Consider the following 15458-nt stretch of genomic DNA (forward strand, 5'->3'; position numbering starts at 1 on the left):
TGCGGCCTCGTCCGTCCCGGTGGGCCGCGGCTCCTGCCAGAGCCGCCCGGTCCGGGACCCGTGGTCGCCCGGGGTGCCTATGGCGTCGCCCGGGAGCGGGCGGCAGCAGTGGAGCCACCCGCTCCCACAGATCGTCCGGGACAAGATCAACACGCACCCTGGATACCCCTGCCTACCAAGACCGACGAGTGCAAGAGTGCAGCTCAACTCATTCTGAAGCGATCAGCACGGGCACGATCACTCCTCGTACCACTGCTCCGACCCGAGCCGGGCCTCGCTGATGACGCTGTCACCGACGCGGGCGGCACGCACCGTCACGCCGAGGCCGTAAATTTCCTGGTCCCCGCTGACGAGAAGCCGCAGGCCGAGGTCGTTGTCCGTGAGGTACCTGCCGATGTCGGCCTCGACGGCAGTGACAGGTCGGCCGACGAGCGGGATGCCGTCGAGGAGGACCTGGGGACCGGAACGCCCGAGGGCGGTGACCGCGCCGAGGAACGGCCCGCGGCCCTGCTCCCACCACGGATAGTGCACGCGGACTCCGGCGGCCTCGAACCGCTCCTCGACCAGCCACTCCTCCGCGGGGTCGCCCTGGTCCTCCCAGAGGGACCCCGCCGGGTAGGGGTGGTAGGTGCCTCGCGAAGATGCCGTCTCACCGCCCAGGGCCGCCGACACCTGCTCCGGCGTCATCCCGAACCGCAGCGGCCCCACCCCCACCAGCGGCACACACTCCCACCGCGGCCGGTCCCGCTCGGGCCGCACCGGCCAGGGCCCCGGTTCGGGGGCGCGGCGCCGGGAGTTGCTGCGCCAACTGGCCACGGTCTTGTCGCCGTACGGGTCCTCGGCCAGACCGGGCCCGGTCACCAGCAGGTCGGTGACCATGGCGTCCCCCCGCTGCAGGAAGCCCTCGGCGTCCGGCAGGTACTGCTGGACCGCACCCACCGAGATACCCCACGCCGGCACGTCCCGCTCCCCTTCGGCGTTCGGCACCTCTTTCACCCCGTGTCGCAGCGCCAGGCGGCTGACGTCCGCACGCACCTCGGAAGGTGCCCGGCCGACCAGCACCACGCCCTCCCACAGCACCAGCGGCCCGCGATTCGCATTGATCCCCACGGCCACCAGTTGCTCCCCCGGGCCGAAGATCGCGCTCACCAGGTGTTGGCGGTACCAGCTCCACTGCCGCTGACCGCCGCTGAGGACACCGTGCGGAGCATCCTCGCCCAACGCCACGTTCACCTGCTCAGGAGACATCCCGAACCGCAGCGGCCCCACCCCTGTCAGCGGCTCCAGCACCCAGCTCGCCCGATCTCCGACTCCGACACCCATCCCGACCTCCGTATTGCGTCCGGTCACCGGCACAATCGGCCTGCAAAGAGCACCAACCTAGCGATGACCTGCGACACCAGGTGAGGCAGCAGATCGGCTACCTCGCCTGCAGCATCATCTGCCTACGGCGCCTTCGGAAGTCATTCTGAAACGATCAGTAAGGAATTGATCATGAACTCACTCCAGACCCTGGTGTGTGACGGCCTCGGCGGCTGCTGGATGATCGGCGGACACGTTGTCGATCGTGAGAGCCCGTGGGGTCGCTTTGATAGTTCGGTTGCAGCCGCTTACGTCGTCCTTGATCGGTCAGCTGGCTGAGCTCGCCAGGGCTGGCTTCACTCGCTCTGGTTTCGCTCGGTTTGTTGATGAGCAGGGGTGGCAAGAGCGGGACGATCACTTCGAGACCGCGTCTGGGCACCGCCTTGTCCCCGCTGTTCCGCTCGAAGACTGGAAGGACCGACAGCCCAGCTTCCACCTGCCGTTCTGCTACTTCGATCCGAGCGAAGAGGCAGCGGACGGCCCGCTCGGTGACGAGTTCCATGAGCTCAGCGAGCTCGATGGGTGGGACGTCCTCGCGTCAGACGCTGTCCCGTTCTTCGAGGGCTGGCGGCACGGCTGCGAGGTGGTGTCCGGTGTGCTCGGGCAGCCCGATCTGACGCTCACCATGGAGGAAGAGCCCGAGGCCTGGCACTTCTCTGTCTGGCGGGTCGGCGCAGTGGCTGTCGTCGTGGCCCAGGGTGAGGAGTTCTTGTCCTACGGAGAGCTGTCCATGGCTGCCGTCTGGCTGGTTCAGCAGGCACCGGACGCTCCGCTCCCTTCTGACGGTGCCGCGTTCTACTCATGGCTGCTCGGCGAGGATTGAGCCTCCGTCCCGCCAGCGGTTCACCGGGTCCGGCGGGTGTGCTTCAGAGATGGGTGTCCCAGGGCTCGGGGCAGGTGGACGTGGAGGTGCTCAACCTCGACATGGCGGCCGTGATAGCGCGTTCACGGGTGAGGCTTTCGGTGAGACCGGATGCCCGGAGCCGACCCCCGGCTCATCCGATGGCGATGCGCCGGAGGTGGACGATCAGCGGGGAGTCGATCCCCTTCAGCTGCCTCAGTCGGCTGTCGCAGGACTCGGGGCCGGTGCTGGTGAATTCGGGTGCCACGGTTCTCCGATCACAAGAATGGGGTCCGGCCGGGCGCCGGCGCCGCGCACCATCGCGCCCCGCCCGCCGGGCCTGGCCGGCTCGGGGACGGGGCGCGAGGGTGGGGAGCGTCAGTGCCCGGTGCGATGGTGGCGGATCTCGTCGAAGCCCTCGCCGAGGAGGAGGTCGCGGGCGGAGCGGACCATGCGGTGCTGGTAGCGCACGATGTCGTCCGGTACCCGCTGGTGGTCGGGCCTGCGTGAGCTCCGTGTGAGGCAGACGTCGAGTTCTCGGGTGGTCGCCGATTCTGAGGCGGACTCCTGATGGGGCTCCCTGAATTTGGCTCTGACCAGATCTGCGTGAACGCTCCTGTAGGTTCTTCCGGACTCGCGTGTGCGGGTCCCCGACGGAGGCAAAAGGGAGTGACCGTGGCTGGCGAGCGGCTTGATGCCGAGTGGCTTCGCGGCTGGTGTGAGCAGGCGGATGCGGCGCTGGCGAAGCTGGTGGAGTCGTTTCAGGCACGGTATGGCTTCGAGCCGGGCAGCAACGTGGTCGTGCTCGCTTCGGAGGCGAGCCATCAGGCAACCGACGCGCTCGTGGAGCTGACGCCGATTCCCTCGGACCTGACCACTATGTACTGGGTGATCGACGAGGTCTCCTTGACCGATGTGGAGAACGGCTACTTCGTTCATCCGGCTTCGCTGGTCGCGGACCACTTCCGCGAGTACGGGGCCGTCCAGATCGACGGGGAGGAGCCTGCCCTGGTCTTCGCCAGCGACGGGGGCGGCCATCTGTTCGCGCTGGCGGGCTCCGGGCAGGTCTGGAGGTCGACCACCGCCTCGTGGTTCGATCAGTTCGACCTTGCTGTGGCCACCCTTCAGGAGTTCTTCGAAGGGCTCTCTCGGCAGATCAGCGGCCAGCTCTGACAGCTGGGAGAAGAGCGAGCCGGCTCACTGCCGGGTGAGGATCCGGATCCTGAGGACCCAGATCCTCACCCGGTCGTGAGCGAGACGGAACCGCCAGGTGAGATGGAGTTCTCGCGAATCAGCTCGATCCAGACCGACCGGTCATCGGCCGCGACCGCGTGGTCGACGTGTCGTGCGATGTCTACGACAAGCTCCACGCATGCACAGAGACGCTCGTAGTGGCGGACGTGATCTTCCTCTGGAGCCGTGTGTGCAGGCTCCTCGACCCTCCGGAGGATCTGGATTGCCGCGTTCCAGCGCCAGGCAGTCTCGACGTACTGGGCCACCGAGGAACTGAAGAAGGAGACCGCCGGTTCGTGGAGGCCTGCGTGGTACGGCCTGAGGACCTCGGGGATGTCATCGGCGGTGATGGGGGCGGGGAGGAGGCAGAACACACGGCCATCGCCGGGACGCACACCGACGACGAAGCTGTCCTCCTTCGTGCCCCAGAATTCGAGGCCGTAGAGCCTCTGGCCGTCTCCGATCAGGCGCCGCTCGTATTCGCCTGCCAGGTTCGGCACCAGGACAGGGTCCATTCCGGACTGCGGTCTGGGCGTGAAGAGGGACAGGTGCGGCAGGCCAAGTTCTCCCAGGGCAACCCGGTCGCCTGCGGGGATGCCCCACGCCTCACTGTGAGCTGCTCTGGGTGGTGTCCTCGATGACCCAGCGGACCTCGTCCGAGTCGTCGCCGTAGTGGTTGAGCTTGCTGGTGGCGTTCGCCCAGGTGCCGTCGCCCTGCTTGGCGGCGGCCTTGAAGGCGGTCAGGCGGTGGGCCGGGTCGAGTTCCCAGGTCTGCTGGGTGTCGCCCTTCTCCTGGGAAGCGACCTTGTCGTTGGCCCAGTAGCTGTTGGTGGCGCCGGTGGCCGTCTTGGTGGTGCGACCGAAGGCGTCGTAGGTGTAGCCGGTGTCGGTCAGACGGTCGGCGCTGTCGTAGGTGTAGGTGGTGGACCCGGTGGGGTCGGTGACCTTGGTCGGCTTGCCGTACTGGTCGAATTCCGTGGTGGTGGTGGTGCCGCCGTCGGCGTCGGTGTACGAGATGAGCCGGCCGAGGGCGTCCATGGACCGTGTGAGGGTCTTGGTGCCGGCGGTGGTCTTGACGATGTCGCCGGTGGCCGGGTCGTACTCGGTGGTGACCGGCGGAAGGGCCTGGCCCTCGTCGGAGGTGATCTGGGCGGACATGATCCGGTCGGCGCCGTCGTAGACGGTCGTCGCGGTGCGGGTCTTGCCCGCGTTGGTCTCCGTGGTCTCCTCGGCCTCGCCGAACCGCGAGTAGCGGGTGACCCGCTTCACGGGCAGCGTGGTCGGCATCCGCGTCGCGTCGCCGCCTGCAATGGCGCCACCGGGCAGGGTGACGCACGGGCTGCCCGCCCATTCGGGACGGTTGCCGCACGCGGCGTCCTGGCCGTTGGCGCCGGCGGTGTAGAACACGGTCTTCACCGTGGCCGCGTCGGTGCCGGTGGAGCCAGGCTTGCGTGACTCCACCGCGCGGCCGGAGGAGTCGTACTGGATGGTCGCGGTCAGGTTGGCGCCGCCGAGTGCGGCGTCGGTGGTGACCGAGGTCGGGGTCTTCAGGGTCCAGCCGGAGGGGCCGCCGATCGGGGTGCCGTAGCCGTTCTTGGTGACCCGGAGGTCGGTGTCGGTGGCGTAGCCGTCGATGCGGGGCGCCGCAAACACACTCCCCACCGGCCCGCTCCGGCGTAGCGGCGTGAGTACACAGGGCCGTGGCGATTCTTCCACGGCCCTGTGTACCGGCTACCGCCTCCTACTATCGAGACCCCTAATCAAAATAAGCACAGCAAGATATGTCGGAAATGCAATAAATGCGATGATCAGGTTGGCGATGGCGTCGTTCAGATCGCTTCCGAAGCCGACCGTGACTCGACATCACCGAACTGTGCAGGAGGCCTTTCTCTTATGCGCCGGCCGCGGAGCGATCACCCGAACGAGGCTGATGCGATCGGAAGTTCGAGCAGCAGCCGTATCCCTCGGTTTGGAAATCGCTTCTCAGCAGATTCACGCCCTGACCGGCGTCAACCAGGACACCGACCGCTGAAAACAGGCGGCGCACCACCACTGCAACCCACGCGCCGCATATCACCACGGCTGAAGGATCACCAGCCATCCCAGCCACCCCGGCGCGTAGAGAATCCACAGCCCTGCCGTCCCAGCCCATCGACGCAGCCAGCGGCTCCGCCGCTGAGTGAGCCGACCGCGTTCATGTGCGGATTTGGCAAGCATGAATGCTGCTTGGCGGGCGGCGAACAGCGCTGTGAGTGCGGCGGCAATCGTGATTACCGCCAGTTCGAGCAATGGGGTCCGGGGAAGCAGAATCCCCGCTACTCCGGTGGCTATCGCCGTAAGGAACCAGGTCCAGGAGCGGAACCCCAGCATCGCGACCGCGTCTGCCCAGACCTCGTCGTCCGAGGTGTCGATCCGGCCGGCTGGACTACTGAGGACGCTATCGACCGAGGCGGTTCCTTCTGCGCACAGCTGCGCCGCCTCGGTGCGATCACCTCGACAGAACGCCAGAAGCGCGGCATATTGGGCGCCAGTTTCGAAGCGGCTGATTGGCGCGTTAATCGAAATCACCGGAGAACCACTTTCGGAATCTGTTGCTCTGATAGTCCTGATATTCACCATAGAGTCCGTATGCCGTAGATCCAGATCCGTACCATTGGTCAGTTCTGTCGGCGCGTCTAGTGTAGCGCGCGTCAAATCGCTCATGGTCCCTTGCGGCCCTGCTGCGCGCTCGCTTGTTGGCTTTGCCCATTCCGGCAACTCCCTTCGGGGCGCTTTTGAGCTTTTTGGCCTTCGCAAATCTTCCCATGAAGGCAAGCCCCTTGCCTGCGCCAAAAGTAGCGCCACCGGCAATGTCGATCCATCCTGATCGATCTCCGGTTGCGACTTTGACGACGCCACTTCCCACTGAGATCACAGCCGAGGCTACGCTACAGGGGCCGCAGCCGAACATTCCCGCGACGGCTAGGACCGTGGAGGTACGGTCGACCCACTTGCTCACACATCTCCAGCAGATTCGGCCGTCGAGGTCGTACTTGGAGAGTGGGTCGCCGTAGACGTAGTCGTACGGGTTGGCGTTGCCTCCGACGACGGGGTCGACGGAGAGGAAGCGTCCGTTGGTGGTGTCGTAGAGGCGAACACCCATCAGGATCACACCGTCGAGGGCTTCGGCGGAGCGTTGCTTGCCGCCGAGCCAGCCGTAGCGGGTGGGGGCCCGGCCGGCTGCGGGGATGCCGAACTCGTCGTAGCTGAGGACGCTGGGGGCGGTCAGTGCAGGGTCGGTGGTGACAACGACGCTGCCGAAGAGGTCGGTGAGCTGGAGCTGGGTGCCTCCGGTGCTGGTGGTGGTGGCGGCGAGGTCGCCGTCGGGGGCGGAGATGTTGCGAGTCCAGGCGCCGGTGCCGATGTCCTCGGTGATCCACCGGGGTTCGTCGGTGGCGTCGCCGTAGTGGTTGGCCTTGCTGGTGGTGGTGGACCAGGTGCCGTCGCCCTGCTTCTTGGCGGTGACGGTGCCGGCGAGGCGGCCTGTGGGGTCGAGGGTGAAGGTCTGGCGGGTGTCGGCGGTCTCCTGGGAGGCGACGAGGTCGTTGGTCCAGAAGCCGTTCACCGTGCCGCTGGCGGTGTGGGTGGTCCGGCCGAAGGCGTCGTACTGGTAGCCCGCGTCGGTGATCCGGTCCGCGCTGTCGTAGGTGTGGGTGGCCGTGGCCGGGTTGTTGGTGGTGCAGTCTCCGTTGGCGGCGGTCGGCGCGGTGGCCTTGGCGGTGCGGTTGTAGTGGGTGTCGTAGGTGTAGCTGCGGGTGGTGCAACCGGTGCCCGAGGACTGCTCGGCCTTGGTGAGGCGGCCGCGCCGGTCGTAGGTGTAGGACTTCGCCGACGTGGAGTCGGTGTCCTTCACGATCTGGCCCTGTGTGGAGACCTCGCGGGTCTGCGACCAGATCACCGCGTTGTCGGAGCTCCGGGTGTAGGCCCGTCCGACGGTCGCGCCGGAGGCATTGCGGGTGTCCTTGCGGACGATGCCGCCGGGGTAGGTCTGTTCGGTCAGTTGCCCGTCGGGCCCGTACTTGGCGGTGAACTCGCCGGCCACGCTGTCGGTGACCGAGGTGAGCATGCCGCGGGGTTCCTTGGTGCGGTCGTAGGTGTAGGTGGTGGACCCGGTCGGGTCGGTCACCTTCACCGGCTTGCCGTAAGTGTCGTACTGGGTCGTGGTGGTGGCCCCGTCACCGTCGGTGTACGAGATCTCCCGGCCCAGCAGATCGACCACACGCGAGACGGACTTGGTTCCGGCGGTGGTCTTCACCACTGCGCCGTTGGCCGGGTCGTATTCGGTGACCGTCTTGGGGACGGCTTGGCCCTCGCCTCCGGTGATCTCGGTGGAGAGCGTCCGGCCGACCGGGTCGAGGACGGTCGTGGTGGTGCGGGTCTTGCCCGCGTTGCTCTCCGTGGTCTCCTCGGCCGCGCCGAGCCGCGAGTAGCGGGTGACGCGCTTGTCGGGGAGCGTCGTGGGCATCCGGGCGGCGTCCGCGCCGGTAACCGGACCACCCGCCGACGAGGCACACGGATTTCCGGACCACTCCGGCCGGTTGCCGCAGGCGGCGTCATCCGGGTTGCTGCCGGCCGTGTAGTAGACCGTCTTGACCGTGGACGCGGCCGTCCCGCTCTCGCCGAACTTGCGGGACTCGGTGGTGCGGCCCTGGGCGTCGAACTTGAAGGAGTCGGTCGCCGCCGTGCTTCCGGCAGCGTCGGTGGTGACCGAGGTCGGCTTCTTCAGCGTCCAGCCGGAGGTGCCGCCGATCGGGGTGGCGTAGCCGTTCTTGGTGACGCGCAGGTCGGTGTCGGTGGCGTAGCCGTCGATGCGGGCGCCGTCGGTGGTGGTGGTGAGCAGGTGGTAGGCCTGGCCGTCGGGCTTGCCTTCGTCGTAGGTGTTGGTGGTGTGGTCCCGGGCCAGGACCGAGGTGCCGGCCGGGATGGTCGGGTTGACGGTGGTCTTGGTCAGGGTCAGCGTGTCGATGTCGGCGTGGAATCGCTGACCGGTGGAGGCGGTGTTGGTTCCGGTGACGGTGAAGGTGACGGTGTGGTCGCCTCGGGTGAGGTGGACGGCGGTGCCGGTCGTGAACGGTCCGATGACGTAGGTACTGGCGTACTGGTCGATCGGCTGGCCGACGTTGGTGCCGTCGATGGACCACTGGACGATGCCGTGGTCCGAGGACTTGGTCTGCTGGCCGGACAGGACGTAGTCGCCCTCTTCCGGCACGGTCATGCGGACCGAGTCCGCGGCGCCGGCCTGGGTTCCGACCAGGGCCAGCTGGGCGCCGCCGGACCAGGTGAGGTTGCAGCAGTTGTTGGTGATGGTGATGGGTGCGGTCGCGCCGAGCTGGGGCAGGGTTTCCGCCTCGGCGGTGACGGTGACCGGGTTGCTCTGGCCGGCCACGGTCTCCGACAGCGATGCGCGGTAGGTCGGGCCGAGTGTCTCGGTGACGTCGAGCCCGTCGCTGGTGTACGTGGTCCGGGAGTCGAGCAGGCGGGCCCGGTCGGCGGATGCGGTGGGCAGGCCGAGCTCGTCGACGAACCGTGCCGCGTCCGGGTGGGTGCCGAGTGCGATGGAGCGGTTGGTGGCGTCCAGGGTGCGTACGACGTGGCCGTAGCGGTCGTACTCGGAGGTGTCGATGTCGCCCTGGTCGGTGACGGACGGGGTGGCGGTGTTGACCTCGTTGCCGGAGGCGTTGAGGTAGTGGACGGTGGCGGGCTTGAAGCCGTCCTTGCCCGGGGTGGCGGAGCCGGCGGTGTTGGTGCCGGGCTCGTCCTCGGGGCCGAAGACGGCGGTGGCGTCGGTCGGGGCGTCGGTCTGGGCCCACTTGGCGACGTCGGCGCCGGCCATGTCGTACGGGCCGCCGGCGCCGCGCGTGAGCGGCACGCTGTAGACGACCTTGGTGCCGATCTCGCCGGTGACCTGGTTCTTGGATCCGGGCGCGAGCGTGCCGCGGCGGACCTTCAGCAGTCGTCCCGCATCGAGGTCGGCGCCGGCCGGCCCGTAGTCGAAGTCCCAGGGGAGTTCACCGGCGGGCGTGATGCGGGTGAGGTGTCCGGCGGTGTCGTAGGTGTAGGCGGTCTTGAGCGGGGTGGCCAGGCGCGGGTCCCAGACCTGGACCAGGCGGCCCTTCTCGTCGTACAGGTAGCGGGTGACCTCGACGGCCTCCTGCTTGGACGTCGCCGGGTTCCACGACCAGGCCTTCACGGACCGGACGCGGTCGGTGAAGTCGCCGGAGGTACCGGCGACCGCCGTGGTGGCGGTGGCGTAGTCGTAGTCGAGGACGTCGCAGCCGCGGGGCAGCGGGTCGACGGTGCAGTGGTTGGTGTCGTCGACGCCGGGTTCCACCGGGGCGACGACCCGCTTGGGCAGCGAGCGGCCGTCGGTGGTGTCGTAGGAGTACCGGGTGGTGGAGGCGGCCTCGGGGCCGGTCTCGCTGGTCACCTGGTAGACGTCGGATCCGGCCTGGCGGGCGAAGACGGTGGTCGAGCCGTCCAGGTCGGTGAGGGTGTAGGTGGTGCCGGAGGTCTGGACGCCCCAGAACTGGTTGGCGCCGCCCCAGCACACCCACAGCGAGGCGCCGCGGTAGGCGTCCAGGCACTTGCCGGACTGGCGGTTGACCACCATCCGGGTCGGCGTGACCTCCCACTGCTGGTTGATTCCCGCGTTGCAGGTCCACAGCCTGAGCGTGGTGTCGTCGGCCGTGACGCCCCACGGGTTGTCCAGGCAGTACCCCAGAACCCGAAGCGTCAGATCGTCGCCGTAGGTCCACTGCTGGTTCGCGGCACCGGTGCACGCCGCCGTCTGGAGCGTCACACCGTTGCCGGGGGCGCCGTTCGGCACCTCCAGGCACTGGCCGCCCGCGGCGACCAGGGCGCCGGACGTCGTGGCGGTGGCCTTCAGGGTCAGCGACTCGGCGCCTGGCTCCGGGAACAGGGTGCCGTCGTTGCCCTTGGCGAAGGTCAGCACGGAGTCGTCGGTCTGCTTGATCTCGACCAGGTCGGAGTCCGGGAAGGACAGCGAGCGGTACTCGGAGCCGGTGCCCGCGTCCGGGCCGCCGGCCCACTGCGGGCCGAACGGCGCGATGATCTCCTTCAGCGACAGGTCGTCGAAGAACACCTGCTTGCCGGTGTTCGCAGCGAAGCCGTTGAAGAGCCGGAACCAGCCTTCGGTGGCGTCGGCGGGGAGGGCCATGTCCACCGAGAGCTGCTGCCAGCCGTCGGTGAAGGAGGCCTTCGCGGACAGCACGTCCGTGTATCCGGCGGGCGTGCGGTAGACGCCGTTGAGGCGCAGGCCCAGGTCCGCCTTGTCGGGGTTGAGGCCCGAGGCGGAGGGGACGTAGATCCAGCCGGTCAGCCGGTATGTGTGACCGGGCTTCATGCCCTGGCCGAGAGTGAGCTCCGGGCCGAGGGCGGCGTAGGAGGCCCAGCTGTTCGCCGGGGTAATCAGCAGTGAATCGGTGGAGTTGTCGTGGCCGCGCAGGGTGGAGCGGGACACGTTCGCCGGGCCTGCGGTGATGCCGGTCAGGTCGGTGCCGATCTGGCGCTGGTTGAGCGTCAGGCGCTCGCCCTGCGGCTGCCAGCCGCGGCCGGTGCCGCGCGAGGACGCGGTGCGCTTGACCGACATGCCCGCCTCGTCGGCGTCGGTGACGTCGGTCGCGTAGTCACCCGTGAGCAGGTTGACCGAACCCGGACCCACCGCGGTGCCGGCCGCGCCGTCCGCGTTGGGGTCGACCGTCATGGTGTTCCAGCCGGTCGCCGTGCCGTTGCCGGAACCGTCCTCGGGGAACATCAGCGCCCGGACCTGCACCACACCGCCGACGTTGCCGAGGGTGTCGACGACCGTCCAGTTGGCGTGCGTGCCCAGGTCCGCGAGGCGCGGCTTGGGGTCGGTGACCGGGGTGTTGTTCGCCTTGGTCAGGTTGGCCAGCGGCACGTTGTACTCGGTCGCGCCGGGGCCGCGGCGGTACTGGTACACCACGCGGGTGAGGTCGGCCTGGGCGTCGACGGAGAGCTTCACGCGCTTGGCGCTGGCCGTGCCGTCGACCGGGGAGGTCAGGCCGGCCTTGCCGACCTGGAAGGCGAATGTCGTCGGATCGGACAGGTTGCCGGCCCGGTCCTTGGCCTGCACCTTCAGCGTGTGGTGGCCGTCGGTCGCGGGCGTGATGCTGGTCGTGGTGGTGTCGGTCGCGTTCACCGTGACCGCCGCCGCGCCGTCCAGGGTGTAGACGAAGCCGGTCAGGTCGGTGGTGCCCGCGGACGGGGTGAAGGTGAACGACCCGGCCTGGCCAGCCGCTCCGTGCCACAGCCCGTCGGCCGGGTAGGTCGGCGAGGTCACGAACGGAGCGCCGGGCTTCGCGGTGTCGACCACGAAGGACTTCCCGACCCAGCCGGACTGCGAGTTCGCGTCACTGACGCGCGCCCAGACCGCGTAGCTGCCGGCCTCGTCGAGGGTGGCCACGTTCAGGTCGGACGGGCGCACCTGCAGGTAGCTGCCAGCCGGGACGGTCCGGTAGATGCCGTTGAGGTAGGTGCTGCCCTTCCACAGGTCGATGTTGACGCCGACGTTCCCGCCGTCCGCGTCGGCCGCGAGGACCTGGAACATCGGGGTCTTCGAGCTGCTGTAGGCCGGGTTGCCGGGCTGCGAGGGCAGCACGTCGACGGTCGCCGGGGTCGGCGGGACGGAGTTGTAGGTCACCGAGATGTACGGCGGCAGGCCGCTCTCGGCGGAGTAGAACTTCTTCCACGCGAAGCTGTCCGTCTCGCTGTCGGCCTTCAGGCCGAGCGCGGCCGTGTCGTAGCTGCCACCGGCCCAGTCGCCGACCAGACGGGTGATGTCCGCCTTGACCCAGCCGCTGCCGTCCGCGTTGGCGCACTGGTGGCTGTCGACACCGGTGTCGGTGTCACGGGTGTCGAAGGAGTACGCGTACTCGCTGCCCCACTGCGGCTGGGACGTCCACCGGGTCGAGGTGGAGGCGTAGTTGGTGGTCCACACCTCCCACTCCTTGGCGGTGCAGGAGTAGGAATGGAAGTTGTACAGGTTCAGCGAGGCGCCGAGGACCTGCTTGCCCCTGAACGCCGTCGTCGGGAAGTGCAGGAACGAGCGGGCGACCGTCGAGCCGCCGTCGTACGTGCCGACCCTCAGCTCGGTCGACGACGACTGGTCGGTGCCGGTCCCGGACTGCACGAAGGTGTCGAAGGTGGTCCCGAGGTCCACCGTCGGGTCGATGGTGACCGGGAACCGGGTGGCGGAATCCGCGAGGAACGTTGCATCCGGAGTGAACACGAGCTCGCTGTCCGCGCCCTGGCCCCGCAGCTCCATGGCCACCGCCGCGCGGTGCAGGTGCTCGTTCGACGGGCCGTCGATCGCGGCGTCCCACATCATCGGCGCGGGGATCCGGACGGTCGGCTTGGCACCGGCGGCGTCGACCAGATGGATCGAACCGTCCTGCTGCCGCTGCACCGCGTACCCGGTCGTGTCCAGCGGCAGCGTCAGCGTGCCCGCCTGGGAGACCGCCGAGCGGTCCTTGACCACCAGGAACTGCTCGAAACCGGTCCGGGTCGCCTCCAGCACCAGGTCGACGCCCGGACGGGCATCGACGTAGGTCGCCGTGGAACCCGACAGCTTCGGCTTCGGCAGCTTGCCCAGCCAGCCCAGCTCCACCTGCCGGTCGTCGGAACCGACCTTCACCAGCTCCTGCTCGGCGACCGGCGTCGCGGGGCCGGCGGCCGGCAGCGCGAGACGCGGCGCACTGCGCGCCGCGCGATCGGCGGACGCGGACGTCGACGGCTCGACCGAGGGCGAGGTCGAGGTCGAAGTGGTGCCCGACTGTGAGGCTGCTGCCGACGGGGCACTGCTCGGGGCGGCAGCGGCCGCACCGGCCGCAGCCGACGCCGATGCGGACGGGGACGGCGACGGGCTGGGAGCAGCGGTGGCGGTACCCGGCAGGGCATCACCCACCTTCACCGCGGCGTCACCACCGGAGAACACCAGGCCCTCCGGGTGCGCCTTGGGCGCGATCCGGCCGTCCGGAAGCTCCACCAGCGTGGTGTCGACGGGCACCCAGGCGTCGCCGACCTTCATCCGGACCGGGCCGCCGGCGATCTCCTCGTTCAGCGTGCCGTCGGGGTTGGCCCACCGGGTGCTGGTCGGAGTGCGGGCAGCCGTCACCTCGACCCGATGCTTGTTCAGCCGTGCCGCCAGCAGCGCCGTCGCCTCGTCGGGCGCCTCGTTGACGGGCGCTGCGGCCGGCTGTGCTGGCGCCGCGGCCGCGGTGCTCGGGGTCAGCGCATCGAGCGCTACGCCGGTCTCCACGAGGAGACCGAGCGCGGCCAGAACGGATATTCGGCGCAATCTGCGCATGGTGAACGCCCCGCCGGCGAACACCGACGGGGACTGGGACCTACGTTGCAAAGGTTACTCCAAGAGAATGTCAAGGTTTCTGTGACCGTAAGGTCGCGACAAAGATCCCATACGGAGCTTCGGCAAATCGCGAGGAACTATATCGATATGGGAACAGATTTTTACTGACGGATTGTAATTTTCCATACTCTGTAGAAATGTCTGAATTGTGGTGCGACTTGCAGGTCTTGGCCTGAGATGATGGGTGACTAATGGTTATATGTCCCATTTTGCGATGTGGGGCAGTCGGACCGACCGGCTTCGAGGCTGCGTGAGTCATGACCGCTCGGAATGTGCTGAGAATTGATCAGAAAGGCGGTGGATAAGTGGATTTCGGTATCTCTATGCCGGCTGCACCCAGCTCGGCAGAGGGAACGCCGCTACTTCGCTCCGCTCCGATGGCACCCCGCAGACGGTCGGCGACATGCCCAACCAAGCGGAGTTGATGAGGATCCGTGAAATTGGCTCTGACCGGAGTTCCGTGAATGATCTTCTGCTCGGTAGCGGGTACTGGACGGGGGCCCCGTCGCGGACCGCACCGTCCCACTCCGCCGCGCAGCACATCGTGATCACTCACAGAATCGCGGCCAGGGTTCGATCGCGTGCTACGGCTGGTCCGGGAGCGCGGCCACCAGGAGGGCGACGGCTTCCTCGGGCGTCTCGGTGCGCGCGACCAGTTCCCCGCTCCGGCGCCGCACCCCGTACAGCCGCTCATCGTGCGGGAACAGGCCGTACCCGACCTGCCCTGCCCAGTGGCCGAACCCTGCCTGTCTGTTCTGGAGGAATTCGATCCTGGTGGAGAACCACACATTGAAGTGACTGGTGATCGGTATCAGCCTGCGGAGCGGCGGCTGGGAGTGCGCGGCCACCAACAGCGCGTGCGTGCGGGGCAACCGGCCCCACGACGATGTGTGGAAGCGGTCGAGCTTGGTGTGCCACACCAACTCGACCGCGTCCAGAGGCTCCTGTTCGTGCTCCACGGCCCATGGGCGGTACTCGATGCCCGGAGCCAGGGCCTTGGTCTCGGCCAGCCCCGCACCGCCCATCCACGCAGCTGTCGCCCTGACCACTTCGGCCGGCTCCATGACCCACCCGCCGGCCATGAGTACGCCGCGGCTCTGCAGGGCCATCCAGAAGCCCCCGCACTGCTCGCCGGTCGGATATACCGACAGGAACCTCGAGCCCCAGGACTGATCGTAGGGCGGACGCACCGTCACCTGCCGGCCGGACTCCTCGCCGCTGTACTTCGCGATGCCCGAGAGCTCACCGTCCGGCTCGGGCAGGACCACCCCGAGGCCCTCCGCCGTACGCCTCAACACCTCCTTGGGTGCCCCGCCGCTTCCTTGCTGGCGCTCGCCTGCCCCCGCCTCGACGCTCATCCGCTCAGTATGCCGCGCAGTTGCGTGATTCCGAGAGTGATCGCGACGTGCTGCGCGGCGCAGCAGGGCGGCACCGTCCGCGACGAGGTCCCTGCCCAGCACCTGGCGCCGAACAGAAGATCATTCACGGAACTCCGGCCAGAACCAATTTCACAGATCCTCATCACTCCGAGTCGGGTCCTCGCAGCTCAGTGGCTATGACTGAGCAAAGTAGGCAGTG

The 15458-nt window shown here is 68.3% G+C and carries 8 protein-coding genes and 1 pseudogene; 2 read left to right on the forward strand and 7 right to left on the reverse strand.

Annotated features, from left to right (window positions below):
* Window positions 1-31 precede the first annotated feature (31 nt).
* Together ACGFX4_RS28395 and ACGFX4_RS28400 are read right to left on the reverse strand one after the other, a co-directional pair.
* Window positions 32-157 (reverse strand): annotated as a pseudogene (locus tag ACGFX4_RS28395) (IS5/IS1182 family transposase); the annotation flags it as partial.
* 80 nt (window positions 158-237) lie between these two features.
* Entirely contained in the window at window positions 238-1323 is a 1086-nt protein-coding gene (locus ACGFX4_RS28400) for a hypothetical protein (RefSeq protein WP_393080074.1), read from the reverse strand.
* Between the two features lie 298 nt (window positions 1324-1621).
* On the opposite strand from ACGFX4_RS28400, the gene ACGFX4_RS28405 reads away from it, so the two are divergent.
* Both ACGFX4_RS28405 and ACGFX4_RS28410 read left to right on the forward strand, forming a co-directional pair.
* A complete protein-coding gene (locus tag ACGFX4_RS28405; RefSeq protein ID WP_393080077.1) occupies window positions 1622-2185 on the forward strand; it encodes a hypothetical protein in 564 nt (187 codons plus the stop codon).
* Window positions 2186-2878: 693 nt separating this feature from the next.
* The gene (locus ACGFX4_RS28410) at window positions 2879-3376 is read left to right on the forward strand and encodes a hypothetical protein (protein ID WP_393080080.1); all 498 of its coding nucleotides are present in this window, start codon (window positions 2879-2881) and stop codon (window positions 3374-3376) included.
* Window positions 3377-3441: 65 nt separating this feature from the next.
* Here ACGFX4_RS28410 and ACGFX4_RS28415 read toward each other — a convergent pair whose 3' ends face one another.
* From ACGFX4_RS28415 to ACGFX4_RS28435, 5 genes are all read right to left on the reverse strand, one after another.
* Window positions 3442-4032, reverse strand: a complete 591-nt coding sequence (locus ACGFX4_RS28415) for a hypothetical protein (protein ID WP_393080172.1) — start codon at window positions 4030-4032, stop codon at window positions 3442-3444.
* A 10-nt stretch (window positions 4033-4042) separates the two neighbouring features.
* Window positions 4043-5098: a hypothetical protein gene (locus ACGFX4_RS28420; RefSeq protein WP_393080083.1), complete on the reverse strand. Its 1056-nt coding sequence runs from the start codon at window positions 5096-5098 to the stop codon at window positions 4043-4045.
* 411 nt (window positions 5099-5509) lie between these two features.
* A complete protein-coding gene (locus ACGFX4_RS28425) occupies window positions 5510-6004 on the reverse strand; it encodes a hypothetical protein (protein ID WP_393080086.1) in 495 nt (164 codons plus the stop codon).
* Entirely contained in the window at window positions 5991-13811 is a 7821-nt protein-coding gene (locus ACGFX4_RS28430; protein WP_393080089.1) for a DNRLRE domain-containing protein, read from the reverse strand. The genes ACGFX4_RS28425 and ACGFX4_RS28430 overlap by 14 nt, the downstream gene beginning before the upstream one ends.
* A gap of 653 nt (window positions 13812-14464) precedes the next feature.
* Window positions 14465-15238, reverse strand: coding sequence for a DUF6193 family natural product biosynthesis protein (locus ACGFX4_RS28435; RefSeq protein WP_393080092.1), 774 nt, complete (start codon window positions 15236-15238; stop codon window positions 14465-14467).
* Between the last annotated feature and the right edge of the window lie 220 nt (window positions 15239-15458).

It is taken from the genome of Kitasatospora sp. NPDC048365, assembly GCF_043200835.1.
Lineage (GTDB): Bacteria > Actinomycetota > Actinomycetes > Streptomycetales > Streptomycetaceae > Kitasatospora > Kitasatospora terrestris.